13 protein-coding genes are annotated in these 13,076 nt (G+C 71.9%); 5 read left to right on the top strand and 8 right to left on the bottom strand.

Annotated features, from left to right (window positions below):
- Positions 1-142 precede the first annotated feature (142 nt).
- Positions 143-1,021, top strand: coding sequence for a hypothetical protein (locus O7605_RS28950; RefSeq protein WP_269742136.1), 879 nt, complete (start codon positions 143-145; stop codon positions 1,019-1,021).
- Positions 1,022-1,189: 168 nt separating this feature from the next.
- On the opposite strand, the gene O7605_RS28945 is transcribed toward O7605_RS28950, so the two are convergent.
- The 4 genes from O7605_RS28945 to O7605_RS28930 form a co-directional block, all read right to left on the bottom strand.
- Complete coding sequence (locus O7605_RS28945) at positions 1,190-1,372, bottom strand: antitoxin (protein ID WP_164447963.1); 183 nt, start codon at positions 1,370-1,372, stop codon at positions 1,190-1,192.
- A 170-nt stretch (positions 1,373-1,542) separates the two neighbouring features.
- On the bottom strand, positions 1,543-2,994 hold the full coding sequence (locus tag O7605_RS28940) for an endo-1,4-beta-xylanase (RefSeq protein WP_443084013.1): 1,452 nt from the start codon (positions 2,992-2,994) through the stop codon (positions 1,543-1,545).
- Positions 2,995-3,180: 186 nt separating this feature from the next.
- Positions 3,181-3,849 (bottom strand): response regulator, encoded by a 669-nt coding sequence (locus tag O7605_RS28935; protein WP_269742134.1) that lies wholly within the window; start codon positions 3,847-3,849, stop codon positions 3,181-3,183.
- The gene (locus O7605_RS28930; RefSeq protein WP_269742133.1) at positions 3,846-5,003 is read right to left on the bottom strand and encodes a sensor histidine kinase; all 1,158 of its coding nucleotides are present in this window, start codon (positions 5,001-5,003) and stop codon (positions 3,846-3,848) included. The genes O7605_RS28935 and O7605_RS28930 overlap by 4 nt, the downstream gene beginning before the upstream one ends.
- A 169-nt stretch (positions 5,004-5,172) precedes the next feature.
- Between O7605_RS28930 and O7605_RS28925 the strand changes: the two genes are divergently transcribed.
- Together O7605_RS28925 and O7605_RS28920 are read left to right on the top strand one after the other, a co-directional pair.
- Positions 5,173-5,937, top strand: a complete 765-nt coding sequence (locus O7605_RS28925; RefSeq protein WP_269742132.1) for an ABC transporter ATP-binding protein — start codon at positions 5,173-5,175, stop codon at positions 5,935-5,937.
- A complete protein-coding gene (locus O7605_RS28920; protein WP_269742131.1) occupies positions 5,931-8,360 on the top strand; it encodes an ABC transporter permease in 2,430 nt (809 codons plus the stop codon). The genes O7605_RS28925 and O7605_RS28920 overlap by 7 nt, the downstream gene beginning before the upstream one ends.
- 27 nt (positions 8,361-8,387) lie before the next feature.
- Here O7605_RS28920 and O7605_RS28915 read toward each other — a convergent pair whose 3' ends face one another.
- The gene (locus O7605_RS28915; protein ID WP_269742130.1) at positions 8,388-9,314 is read right to left on the bottom strand and encodes a helix-turn-helix transcriptional regulator; all 927 of its coding nucleotides are present in this window, start codon (positions 9,312-9,314) and stop codon (positions 8,388-8,390) included.
- A 132-nt stretch (positions 9,315-9,446) separates the two neighbouring features.
- Here O7605_RS28915 and O7605_RS28910 point away from each other — a divergent pair, with 132 nt between their 5' ends.
- Entirely contained in the window at positions 9,447-10,352 is a 906-nt protein-coding gene (locus O7605_RS28910) for an oxidoreductase (protein WP_269742129.1), read from the top strand.
- 32 nt (positions 10,353-10,384) lie between these two features.
- On the top strand, positions 10,385-10,942 hold the full coding sequence (locus tag O7605_RS28905) for a dihydrofolate reductase family protein (RefSeq protein ID WP_269742128.1): 558 nt from the start codon (positions 10,385-10,387) through the stop codon (positions 10,940-10,942).
- A 52-nt stretch (positions 10,943-10,994) separates the two neighbouring features.
- Here O7605_RS28905 and O7605_RS28900 read toward each other — a convergent pair whose 3' ends face one another.
- The 3 genes from O7605_RS28900 to O7605_RS28890 form a co-directional block, all read right to left on the bottom strand.
- Positions 10,995-11,294 carry a putative quinol monooxygenase gene (locus tag O7605_RS28900; RefSeq protein ID WP_269742127.1) on the bottom strand — a complete coding sequence of 100 codons (300 nt, stop codon included), beginning with the start codon at positions 11,292-11,294 and terminating at the stop codon, positions 10,995-10,997.
- A gap of 159 nt (positions 11,295-11,453) precedes the next feature.
- Positions 11,454-12,521, bottom strand: a complete 1,068-nt coding sequence (locus O7605_RS28895; protein WP_269742126.1) for a hypothetical protein — start codon at positions 12,519-12,521, stop codon at positions 11,454-11,456.
- Complete coding sequence (locus O7605_RS28890) at positions 12,518-13,072, bottom strand: RNA polymerase sigma factor (RefSeq protein ID WP_269742125.1); 555 nt, start codon at positions 13,070-13,072, stop codon at positions 12,518-12,520. Before O7605_RS28890 ends, O7605_RS28895 begins: the two co-directional genes overlap by 4 nt.
- Positions 13,073-13,076: the final 4 nt, after the last annotated feature.

The raw sequence follows: 13,076 nt of genomic DNA, 5'->3' as shown, positions 1-13,076 counted from the left end.
CACGACAGCCGGGGTTCGCCGTGGCGGCACGGACCGGTTCCCCCATCCGCGCCGGGAACCGCGCAGCGGGTGGCCGGCGAATGCGGGATGTGCGGGCCGTCCGGTCCGGCACATCCCACCTCACCGGCCTTCGGAGGTCACCATGTCCACCCAGGTCAGCGCCGCGCCCGCAGGTGGCGCGACACCGATGTTCGACGCCGAGCAGGCCCGCGGTGACGCCGCCCGCCGGTGGGCCGGCACCCCACTGGCCACCGAGCACTGGCTGGAGCAGGCGAGCGGTTTTCCGGGTGGCGACGTGTCGCTCGATTCCACGGAGGCGGCCACGGTCGTCGCGGCTGCTCGGGGCTACCGGCTGACCCGTGGCCACCTGGCGGAGACGGTCGCGTTCGCCGAGTTCCTCGCCGGCGAGGCGCTCACCGCCGAGGAGCGCGCCGAGCTGGAGCAGGATGTGGTGGATGCGTTCGAGGACTCGCCCAAGCGGGCGTTGCGGTCCCTGCGTCCACTGTCCGGGGGAGTGCGGCGGGTGGCCGCCCTCAACCCGGTGCAGCGTGCGCAACGCCGGCTCCAGGCACTAACCGCCAGCTACCTGCTCGAACTGCGCCGTCAGGCCGACGGGCACGAGCTGAGCCCACTGATGGTGGCGGTGAGCCGGCACAACCCGGTGGTACGGCACTGGGCGTCAGCGGGAGTGGTGCTGGTCGCCGACGCGCTGGCCGCGCGGATGGAACAGCACCGGCTGGTGCTGTGCCTTGTCGACCGCGAAATCGACGCGCCGGCTCTGCTCGCCGAGCGCCTGCTGGCCCGCGCGGAGCAGGCAGGCCGGCTGGAGGTGGCCGAACTGGCCGCCTCGGAACTTCGTCTGCTGTTGCTGCGCGCCTGGTTGACCGACCTCGGCACCAAGGCACTCGCGACGGTCCGGCAGGACGTCGCCCGGGCGGTGCAGTCCGCGCTCGACGTGGACATCGTCGTGCAGCACGTCGGCTACCGGGCGGCACTGGAGGTGGCGGATCAGGCCGATTGAGCCGGTGGCGTTCCGCGCCCGGATCCCCGTCGCCGCACCAGTCGGTCGCGGCCAGGTACCCGCGCCGCGTCAGGTCGCGCCGCCGACGGTCGACGTCGACCTGGCCCGACCGCCGGAAATCCGGATCCCGGGTCACCCTTCGAGGCGACCCGGGATCGGCGTTGCCGGTCAGCGCACCTGGTCGCCCTCGCCGGTACGCGCCTGGGCCTGGTCCACGCCCTTGTCGATGTGCTGGTCGTACTTGCCGCCGGTGCGCTTGTCGGCCATGTCACCGGCCCGCTCCAGCCCCTGGTCGACCTGCTTGTCGTGCTTGTCCGCGAAGTCCTTGGCCTTGTTCATGAAGTCACCCACGATGGTCCTCCTGTTCCGGGGATACCTTCGTCGGGTTCCCTCGGCGCGGCGCCGCAAACGCCGGCAGACCGGACGTGACGTCCGGGCCGCGCCAGCATCGGAGTGGTCACCACCGCCTTGCCTGTGCTGGACGACCGGCACGCCGGCCGGCCGTCCAGCACGGGTCGTGCTCAGGCGGCGGTGCACACCGGGGTCAGGCCGGTGGCGGTCCCGACGCCCTGGAAGCCGAACTCGGTGGACTGGCCGGCGTTCACCGAGCCGTTGTAGCTGACGTTGCTGAACTGCACGGTGCCGCTGCTGCCGGAGCGGTTGGCGTTCCAGGCGTTGGTGACGCTGGCTCCGGAGGGCAGGGTGAGTTGGACGCTCCATCCGCTGATCGGCGCGGTGCCGGCGGTGACCCTGACGGTGGCGACGAAGCCACCGGTCCAGGAGTTCAGCGAGACCGTCGCGGAGCACCCGGTGGCCGGCGGCGGCGTGGTCGGCGGGGGTGGGGTGGTCGGCGGCGGTGGCGTGGTCGGATCGACCGGCGGCGTGGTCGGTGGGACGGACGGCGTCACCGGCGGCGTGGTCGACGGCGGGGTGGGGTTGCGGCCCTTGTTCAGCTCGTCGAGGACCGCGTGGTAGGCGGCCTTCTTCTGGTAGCTGCCGTTGCCGCCGGTGAACAGCAGGCCCCGCTCCGAGGAGCGCCACGACTCGCTGTCGGAGATGCCCCAGACCGTGATGCCGGTGCACTGTGCGACGTTCAGGCAGGCCCGGACGACCTTGCGGTAGTTCTCCGCCTGCCCCGCGCCGATGTCGTTGTTGCTCAGGTCGTCGTCGATGTCCAGCTCGGTGATGTGCACCTCGACGCCGAGGTCGGCGAAGCGCTGGATGTTGGCCTGGAGATCGTTTGTGATGATGCTGTTCGGGTTGTCGTTGAAGTGTGCCTGGAACCCGACGCAGTCGATGTACTGCCGGTAGTTGCGGACGATGTCGTACAGGGCGTCGGCCTTGCGGTTCGGGGTGCCGCCCTGGACCGTCAGGCCGTCGACGTCGTAGTCGTTGATGCAGAGCTTGGTGGTCAGCCCGCCGGCCTGCACGACCTGCTTGGCCCGGATGAACGAGTCCCGGATGACGTCGGTGTCGCCGGCGTCGAAGAAGTCACCGTCGCCGTTGGCGTCCCGGTTCATGGTGTGCGGCCACTGGTTGCGCCGCCGGCCGGTGTTGTTGTCCTCCAACGCCTCGTTGACGACGTCCCAGTAGGCGATCCTGCTGCCCCAGCGGTTGATGGCGTTGCCGATGAAGGTGTTCAACGTCGCCTGGCTGGCACCCTGCAACGCGCCGGCCTGCGAGTGCCAGACCAGCGTGTGGCCGCGGACCAGCATGTTGTTGCTCTGGGCGTGGTTGACCAAGGTGTCCGCGCCGCTGGTGTTCTGCAGCCCGCCGCTGGAGGTGGCGATCCGGTCCGGCTTCATGTCGTTCTCGGGCGTCAGTTGGCTGAACTCCTGCCCGACGATCGGGTAGAGCCGGTTGGGTGAGGCGGCGACGCCGAAGAACAGCCCGGCCTTGGCGGCTGCGGCCCGCAGCGTGGTCTCGGCGGCCACGGCCGGGGCGCTGGACTGAACCACCACAGCGCTGCCCATCAGCAACAGCACCGCCGTCGGCAGAGCTGTTCGAGCAACCTTTCTACGGTGCCGCAGGTCGCTGTGCACGGGTCCCTCCTTGGTGCCGGACGTCATCGATCGACGTGGGTGCATGCCCCGGACGGTCAGTCTCGATATCGACCGGCCGCACTGTCAACAACTTCCGGAAACGTTCCGGAAATCTTCTCAGCGTGGGCCGCTCGGCTGCACCAGGCCCGTTTCGTAGGCGACGATGACCAGTTGCGCCCGATCACGTACCGCCAGTTTGGTCAACAGCCGGCCGACGTGCGTCTTCACGGTGGCCGGGCTGAGATTGAGGTAGGTGGCCAGTTCCGCGTTGGACAGGCCGCGGGCGATGAGCGTGAGCACTTCCCGTTCCCGCTCGGTCACCGCCTCCAGCCGTCGCGGCAGCGGCCGGGCCGGCTCGGGTCGACGCGCGAACTCGTCGATCAGCCGGCGGGTCACCGTCGGCGCGAGCAGCCCTTCGCCGGCGGCCACCACCCGGATGCCGGCCAGCAGATCCGTCGGCGGGGTGTCCTTGAGCAGGAACCCGCTGGCTCCGGCGCGCAGTGCCCCGTAGACGTACTCGTCCAGGTCGAAGGTGGTGAGGATGACGACCCGGGTGCCGACGCCCGTCGGGTCGCCGCAGATCCGTCGGGTCGCCTCGATGCCGTCCATCTCCGGCATCCGTACGTCCATCAGCACCACGTCCGGCCGGTGCTCGGCAGACAGCGCCACGGCCGCTGCGCCGGTGTCCGCCTCAGCGACGGTGACGAGGTCCGGTGTCGAATCGACCAACAGCCGGAAACTGCCACGCAGCAGCGCCTGGTCGTCGGCGATCAGCACCCGGATCACGCGGTCACCCGGTAGGGCAGCCCGGCCGTCACCACGAAGCCGCCGCCGGAGCGTGGACCGGCGTGGAACTCGCCGCCGTGCATTGCCACCCGTTCCCGCATGCCGATGATCCCGTGCCCCTCACCGACGGTGGCGACCGGCCGGCGGCCGTCATCGGTCACCTCGACCCTGACCTCGCCAGGGGTGACGATCACCGTCGCCCGGCAGGTGGCCGGCGCCGCGTGCTTCACCACGTTCGTCACCGCCTCCTGCACGATCCGGTACACGGCCAGACCCACCGACTCCGGCACCGCTTCGGCTGATTCGTCCCGTCGCACGTCGAGACGGACGTCGACACCGCCGATCGCGGCCTGCCGGGCGAGCGCGGGCAACTCGTCCAGTCCGGGTTGCGGGGCGTACGGGGTGTCCTCGCGCAGGACACCGAGCACCCGGCGGACGTCGGTCAACGCGTTGCGACCGGTCTCCTCGATCACCTTCAGGGCGGCTCCCGCCTCGCGCGGGTCGGTCTCGGCGACGTGGTTGGCGACGGCCGCCTTCACCACGATGAGGCTGAGCGTGTGCGCGACCACGTCGTGCAGTTCCCTGGCCACCCGTAACCGCTCCTCGGCGGCGGCCTGGCGGACCAGGTGCTCGCCCTGACGGACGGCGAGGGCACGGCGCTCCCGGACCAGCCAGCCGATCATCCCGGCAGGCACGACCATGACGGCGGCGTAGCCGACCGCGCCGGTCCGCGACCAGAGATCACTCTCGGTGAATATCAGCGCGATGCTCACCAGCGCGAGACAACCGGCGGCGCAGAGCACCGACCGGTGCGTGCTCGTCGACACGGCCACCGAGTAGACGGACAGTCCGACGGCGAGCCCGGGCGCGGCGGCGGCGTAGTTGGGAACCACGCCGCTGACCAGGGCAACGGCGGCGACACAGCTGATCACGACGGCGACCGTGATCGGCCATCGGCGCCGGACGCCCAGCGGCAGCCCGAGGGCCATCCCGACGAGCACCGACACCCACAGCGGTTCGTGCACGCCACCGCGCAGCGGCGATTCCAACGCCGCGTACGGGCCGAGCAGCCCGCCGACCGCCACGGCGAGTACCACGTCCACGGTGGCCAGTTCCGCCGGCCGGAGCCGCCGGGTCAGCAGGAAGGCGGTCACCTGCCCGAGCGTATCGGCCGCCTGGACCGGGCGCGTCCACCCGCGGGTGGTCATCCTCAGGCAGGACGTCGGGTGCGTTCCGGGATCCCGGATCCGCTCCGGGGCGGACCGGAAAGTGTCCGCTCCGGCACGACGCCCGGCACCCGCCGGAGCCGGCACCCTGGCGGTCATGACCACACAGACGGTGATCCTGACCGGGTTGAGCGCCAGGTACGGCACCGGCGCGCGCCGGGTGACCGCGCTCGACGACGTGACGACCAGCTTCGCCAGCGGCACGTTCACCGCGGTGATGGGCCCGTCGGGCTCGGGCAAGTCCACCCTGTTGCACTGCGCCGCCGGGTTGGACAGGCCCACCGAGGGGACCGTGATCATCGACGGCAGGCGCCTGGACGAACTGGGCGAGGACGAGGTGACTCGGCTGCGCCGCGAGCGGATCGGCTTCGTGTTCCAGGCGTTCAACCTGGTGTCCACGCTGACCGCGGCGCAGAACGTCGAGTTGCCGCTGCGTCTGGCCGGGCGGCGTCCCTCGGCCCGGGACGTCACCGCCGCGCTCGACGCCGTCGGACTGACCGGTCGGGCCGGGCACCGGCCGAGCGAACTGTCCGGCGGCGAGCAGCAACGCGTCGCCGTGGCCCGGGCGTTGATCACCCGTCCGGCGGTGGTCTTCGCCGACGAACCGACCGGGGCACTGGACAGCGCCGCGTCCCGGCAGATCCTTCGGCTGCTGCGCGCACTCGTCGACGACCACCGGCAGACCGTGGTGATGGTGACCCACGATCCGATCGCCGCCGCGTACGCCGATCGGGTGCTGCTGCTCGCCGATGGCCGCATCGTCGACGAGCTGACCGGCGGGATCACCGCCGCGGTCGTCGCCGCGCGGATCGCCGAACAGGAGACGGCTCCGGCGGGAACCACCGGGGAGCGGTCGTGCTGAGCGTCCGACGGCCGGTGAGCGCGTTCGTGGTCGTCGCCGTCGGCGTGGCACTTGTCGCGGCGGCCACCCTGCTGCTCGCCTCCGGACGCCCGCAGGTGCCCGACCGGCTGGCGTACGCGGCAGTCGTCGTCCAGAGCCCGGAGGCCGGTGCGCCGGCCGAATCGTTCGCGCCGACCAGGCCCTGGTCGGCCGCCCGGGCGGCGGAACTCACCAGCATGCTGGCCAAGGTGCCGGGCGTCACCGCCGCGGTACCGGACCGGACCTTCTACGCCCAGGCGCTTGTCGACGGCCGGCCCCCGCCCACCGCTGGCCAGCGAGAGGACGCCCACCAGGGGCACGGCTGGTCCAGCACCCGGCTGGGTGGATCCCGTCTCACCGCCGGCGAGCCACCCCGGCAGGCCGGCGAGGTGGTCGTCGACCGTGCGCTCGGGCTGCCTCCCGGCGGGCCGGTCACCCTGCTCACCGCGGCAGGGCCGCAGTCGTACACCGTCACCGGTCTGGTCGACGCGCCCGGCGTCTACGTCGCGGACGAGGTCGCCGCCGCGCTCGCGCCCGGCGTCCGGGCCATCGGTCTGCTGGTCGCGCCGGGCGCCGATGCCGAGGACGTCGCCGCGGCGGCTCGCGGCGTCGTCGGTGGCGACGGCCGGGCGCTGACCGGCGACGAACGTGGCGCGTTGGAGCCTCGGGATGACGCCCGCACCCGCTGGATCGGCATGCAGGTGCTCACCGCCACGGCGGCTCTCGCCGGGTTCGTCACGGTCTTCGTGGTCGCCTCCGCCTTCGCCTTCACGGTCGCGCAACGCCGCCGTGAGCTGGGTCTGTTGCGCGCCGTCGGGGCCACGGGTCGTCAGGTCCGCCGCATCCTGTACGTCGAGGCGCTCGGCGTCGGTGTCTCGGCCGGGCTCGCCGGGCTGCTGGTCGGCGCGGCGCTCGCGCCGGTGCTGGGTCGACTGCTTGTCGACGTCGGGTTCCAGCCGGCGACCTTCCGGGTCCGCTACGAGTCCTGGCCGGTCGCGGTGTCGCTCGCCGCCGGGCCGGTGATCGCGCTGCTGGCCGTCTGGTCGGCGTCGCGTCGAGCGGCACGCGTTCGCCCGCTGGAGGCGTTGCGTGCGGCGGCCGTGGAGCAGCGGCCGATCGGACGGCTACGGATCGCCACCGGGGCACTGCTCGTCGCGGTGGGGGTCGCCCTCAGCCTCGGCACCGCCACGTCCGACGACGCCCGCAGCGCCGCCACGTTCGCCCTCTACGCGGTGATGGCCCTGGTGGCCGGTGTCGCGGTGCTCGCCCCGGCGGTCGTCGGCCCGGTGGTGCGGATGCTGCGGGTGCCGGTGCGTCCACGTGGCGGTGCGATCGGCATGCTGGTCCGGGCCGGGGCGTTGACCGCGACCCGGCGGACGGCCTCGATCGCCGCTCCGGTACTGCTCACGGTGGCGTTCGCGGTGCTGGTCTCCGGCATGGTGCGCACCACGACGGCCGCCTACGCGGCGGGCCGGGCCGACAACGTGAACGCCGGCTGGATCGTCGTGCCCGACCGTACACCCGGCCTGTCGGACCAGGCCGTCGCGGCGACCGGGGGAACCGCCCTGCTACCGACCACGGTCTTTGTGAGCGACCCGAGCACGCCGCCGGAGAACCGGCCACTGACCGCACTAGGCGTGGACCCGGCGGGTTTCGCCGCCGCGAACCGCGCGCTCACCGTCGTCGCCGGCTCCCTCGGCGGCCTCGGCGGCGACGACACGGTGGTGCTCACCGCCTCGGCGAACCGACAGCCGACCGAACCGTACGCGCTGGTCTTCGCCGACGGGGAGCTGGTGTCGTTGCGCGTGGTCGCGGTCGTCACCGACGACTCGATCCCGGGCGACCTGCTGCTGCCCCGGTCCGTGGTGCGGGAGCACGACCCCTCGGCGCTCTCCTCCGTGGTGTACGTCCGGGAGCGGATCGATCCTCCGGCCGGAGCACGGATTCTCGACGTTCCCGGGTGGGCGGCCGAGGCGGACCGTGCGGAGGATCGTCTCGTCTGGCTCGCCACGCTGCTGCTGATCGGTGTCTCGGCCGGCTACGGAGCCGTCGCGGTGGCGAACACGCTGCTGATGGCCGCTGCTGGTCGGGTGCCCGACCTGCGGCTGATCCGGCTGGCCGGAGCGACCCGCAGGCAGGTCATCTGGCTGGTCACGGCGGAATCCGCCCTGGTGGTGCTGATCGGCGCGCTGCTCGGCGGTGCTGTCGCGTTCGTCGGCCTGCTGAGCATCCGTGCCGGGCTCGCCGAGCAGGCCGGTGTACCGGTCGACCTGGTGGTGCCGTGGTCGGTGGTAGGCGGGGTGGTGGGCCTCTGCCTGCTGCTGGCGGCGCTGGCGAGCGCGCTGCCGACCTGGCGGTCACTGCGTCATCGGGCCGCGCGGCCGCCCGTCGACGTCGTGGGGTGAAAGTGGTGGTTCGTCGTACGGGCAGGGCTAGGCCGTCGCGTTGAGAGTGGGGCCGGCAGCGTGCCTGTCCGTTCCGCAGGGGTGGGTGTCGGTGGGCGCTGAGCGGGTCGCGTACAACGATGCCAGGAGGTGTAACCGGTCCGCGTCGGCGCTGCCGGGCTCGGCGGTGAAGACGAGCATGACGGGGCCGGGGTTTCCCGGTAGGGGATAGGTGTCCCAGTCCAGGACGATGTCGCCCACCTCGGGAATCCGGAAGGTCTTGCTGCCGCTCACCGACTCGCGTACGTCGTGCTGCGCCCACAGCCGCCGGAACTCGGCGCTGCGGATGCTCAGTTCGCCGACGATCGCGGTGGCGCGTGGGTGGCTGGGGTCGGTGGCGACGGCGGTACGCATCATGCCGATGTAGTCCAGCGCCTGCCGCTCCCAGTCCGGGCAGCTGCGCTCGCCGGTCAGCGTGTCGTCGAACAGCAGCAGGAGCATGTTGAGCCGGTCGGCCGGGTAGGCGTCCGGGTCGCCGAGGAGCGCCTGCGCCATCGGGTTCCAGTCGAGCAGGTCGAGATGCCGGCCGAGGATGACCGCAGGGGTGTCCATCACCCGCAGCAGGCGTCGGGTGCCCTCCGGTACCCGCTCCGGATCGCGGTGCACGCGGGCGGGCGTGGGTCGGCGGGCGGCGTGGGCCAGGGTGAACAGGTGCCGGCGTTCCTCGTGGTCGAGACTGAGCGCGCCGGCGAGGGCGTCCAGGACGTCGTCGGACGGGTGTACCTCCCGGCCTTGCTCGATCCGCTGGTAGTAGTCGGTGCTCAGCCCGGCCAGCAGGGCCAGCTCCTCGCGCCGCAGCCCGGTGACCTTGCGCCGGCTGCCCGGCTCCAGGCCGACGTCGTGTGGACGCAGCCGGCCACGCCGAGCGCGTAGGAAGTCGCCGAGCTCCCGAGCGTACGGACGGGGACCTGTCATGCCGCAAGTGTGCCGTGGCCCGGACCGCCGAAGGTAGGTCCGGCAGACCCAGGCAACCGAGAACGATCGAACCGTCCCGGATCGCTCCTAACGTCGATGGCCCCAGCGCGCCGACACCGCCAGGAGCAGCAGATGACCGGATGGAGCACCGACCGCATCCCCGACCAGCACGGTCGGGTCGCCGTCGTGACCGGCGCGAACTCGGGTCTCGGCCTGGTCACCGCCACCGAACTGGCCCGTCACGGCGCCCACGTCGTGCTCGCCGTACGCAACACCCGCGCCGGCGAGGAGGCCGCCCGCCGGATCGGCGGCGACGTCGAGGTCCGCGAGCTGGACCTGGCCTGCCTCGCCTCCGTGCGAGCCTTCGCGGCGAAGCTGGCCGGCGACCACCCGGCGATCGACCTGCTGGTCAACAACGCCGGAGTGGTGCTGCTCGGTCCGCGCCGCACCTCCGCCGACGGATTCGAGCTGCACCTCGCCACCAACATGCTGGGCCACTTCGCGCTGACCGGTCTGCTGCTCGACAACCTGGCCGCGGCGCGGGCAGCCCGCGTGGTCAGTCTCAGCTCCATCACCCACAAGAACGCGCACCTGGACTTCGCTGACCTGATGTTCGAACGCGATTACCGGGCAGCCACCGCCTACGGCCGGTCCAAGCTCGCCACCACGATCTTCGGCGTCGAACTGGACCGCCGCCTGCGCGCCGTCGGAGCGCCGATCGTCAGCGCGCTGGCCCACCCCGGTCTGACCCGCACCAACCTGACTCCGCGTGCCTGGGAGCACCGTGGCCGGTTCGGGCGGATGATCGCCTGGGGCGGGCTGTTGGCAACCCAGCCGGTGCAGCGCGGCGCGCTGCCGCAGTTGCGCGCCGCGACCGAGCCCGGTGTACGCGGCGGCCAGTTCTTCGGCCCGTCCGGGCTCTGGGAGACGCGGGGCCGGGTCACCGAGGCCCGACTCAGTCGGGAGGCCGCCGACCCGGCCGTCGGCAAGCGGCTGTGGGCGGCCGCCGAGGACCTGACCGGGGTCACCTACCGCTGACGACGCGGTGGTGGGCGTTAGAGTCGCCGGTCATGGGACTTCTCACCTTCAGCCTCAATGTGACCCTGGATGGTTGCGTCGACCATCAGGAGGGCATCGCCGACGACGAGACGCACGCCTTCTTCACCCGGCTGATGGACGAGAGCGGGGCGATGCTGTGGGGTCGCGTCACCTACGAGCTGATGGAGGGCTCCTGGCCGGCCATCGCCCGCGGCGACGAGGAGGCGCCGCCGGCCATCCGAGAGTGGGCGGTCAAGCTGGAGGCCAAGCCGAAGTACGTGGTTTCGTCGACGCGTCAGGACTTCCCGTGGGCGAACAGCCACCACATCGCCGGTGATCTGGGTGAGGGCGTGCGGAAGCTCAAGGACGCGACCCCGAACGGGGTCCTGCTCGGAAGTGGCAAACTCGCGACCGAACTCGACCGGCTGGACCTGATCGACGAGTACCGACTGCTCGTCCAGCCCATGATCGTCGGGCACGGCCCGACGCTGTACCAGGGCGGGCTGCCCGGCACGCGTCGCCTCCAACTGCTCTCCGCGCAGCCGATGCGCAACGGTGCGGTGGCCATGCACTACCGCCGCGCACGCTGAACCACAGCACTCCGTCGCCGGCCGGCTCACCGGGCAACCCGGCCTCCTCCTGTCACAGGCCGAGACCGCCCACGACGGTGACCTCCTGCCCGGTGAACTCGCCGGTGAGCATGGGCATGGCTTTGTCGATCGCAGCCCTGGTCTCGGGAAGCTGGAGGGACGCGTCGTGCTGCTCCTTGCTCTCCCACACCTCGCTCACCCAGATCGTGACGTCATCGGTGTCCGAGACGCTCACGACGTACAACTGGCAGCCGATCGGTCGCAGCCCCTCGACGCCGCGTAGCAGGATGTCCACCACCTCGTCGCGGTGGCCCGGCGTGCACTTCATCGATGCGATGTATCCGTACGGCACAACCGCTCCCTGTCGGTCGAGGGGCCGCGTTCACGTGTGAGCGCGATCGACCCTCGGAGATTACGTGTTCGTGGTCGTCGGGTGGGGGCTGGTGCTGTCGTGGCGTCTGGTCGGTGTGGCACCGGCCGGAGGCCGCGCCACCGGCCGGTGCCCCCCGGGTCAGCAGCCCAGGCCCTCCTGGTACCCACTGGGAACATCGCCGTCGGCGACCTGGTCGGCGATCTCCCAGACGACCTCCGGGTAGTCGCCCTCGTCGTTCATGTCGTGCAGCACCTTCCACCGGTGGCTGCTGCGCAACGCGGCCGCCGCCTGCTCGACCGCCTGGGTGTCGCCGGCCGAGTCGGCCCGGATCCACTCGGCGATCCAGTCGCAGGTGACCCTGCCGGCCACCGCGGCGCCGAACTGGTACGGATCGTTGGCCCCGGCGTTGTCCAGTACCGACACGTCGAAGCCCGGCGGGGACGGCAGGTCGGCGAGAATCCTGGCGGCTTCCTCCCGGACGTCGCCGGGCGTGACGATCTCCGGCGGCAGCGCCTCGAGGAACGACTCGGCATCCACCTTGATCACGTGGGTGAGGACCCCGTCGAAGCTGGCCCGCGTCCAGTTGCCCCCGGTGCGCACCTCGACGAACGTGCCGTCCCGCGGTTCGAGCATGGCCGACATGTCGTTCTCGCGGTAGGTGAAGACGTTCGCCGGTCGGTCCGCCACGGTGGTCGCCTCCGGTCTGCTGACCTGCAGCCGGTCGTCGTAGTAGTCCTGGTACTGCTCGTCCGGGTACCAGTTCATCTCCAGGCTGCGGTCGCCGTTGCGAAACTCGATGGTGCCGCTCTCCTCGGCGAACCCGTAGACGCTCGTGGCGTTCCAGCCCGGCTCGTCGATCAGCAGACGCGGGTGCTGGTGCGCGGCCTTCAGGTCGAGTTCCCGCCCGCTGATCGCGGCCGCGCCCACGTCGGGCAGGCCGGTCGGTCCGGCGTACCGATCGTCGGGCGGTGTGGACCAGACCGCCGAGGCGACGATGATGCCGGCCACGGTCGCCGCGGCGGCCGCGGGGCCGGCGAGTCGACGGACGAGGGTACGGCGTGGCGGTCTCACCGGCACCGTGTCGGGTTTCGGGGTGGACATGATCTCCTCCAGGAGATGCTCATCCGCCCCGGCGAGGCGCTGGATGATCTCAGGTCGATAGGGGTCGACGTCGCGGACCAGGCGGTCGAGGTGTTCGTCGGTCATCTGCCCTCCTCCGGGACGGGTACGGCCAGGACATCGAGTACATGTCCGGGCGCGTCAGGGTCGTCACCGACGAGTTCGCGCAGCCGGGCCCGCGCCCGCGACAGTCGGGTCCGGGCTGCGGTCGCGCTCACCCCGACCACCTTCGCCGCCTCCCGGGGCCGCAGGCCCTCCCAGGCGACGAGCAGCAACATCTCCCGGTCCGTGTCGTTCAGTCGACTCAGCGCGGCCCGCACCGCGAGTCGCTGCGGCACCTCGTCGCCGGGATCGGCTGTGGCGAACGCGGCCAGGCACTGCCGGAGCCGCTCACCCAACCGCTCCCGGCGGATCCCGCTGCGGTGGTGGTTCGCCAACACCCGGCGGGCCACTCCGTACAACCACAGCCGGACCTCGTCGTCGTGGGGCAGGTCGGCGCTGCGCCGCCACGCCACCAGGAAGGTCTCCGCGACCACGTCGGCGGCGTCCGCCGGCTGCTGGACCCGACGTGCGGCGTACGCGAGAAGCGCTTCGAAGTTGCCGGCGTAGACGCGCCGGAACCGGTCCTCAGAGCTCACGTTC

This window comes from Verrucosispora sp. WMMA2121, from assembly GCF_027460185.1.
GTDB classification, from domain to species: domain Bacteria; phylum Actinomycetota; class Actinomycetes; order Mycobacteriales; family Micromonosporaceae; genus Micromonospora; species Micromonospora palythoicola.
Note: the sequence above shows the minus strand (reverse complement) of the source record. Positions and strands in the feature narration are given on the sequence as shown.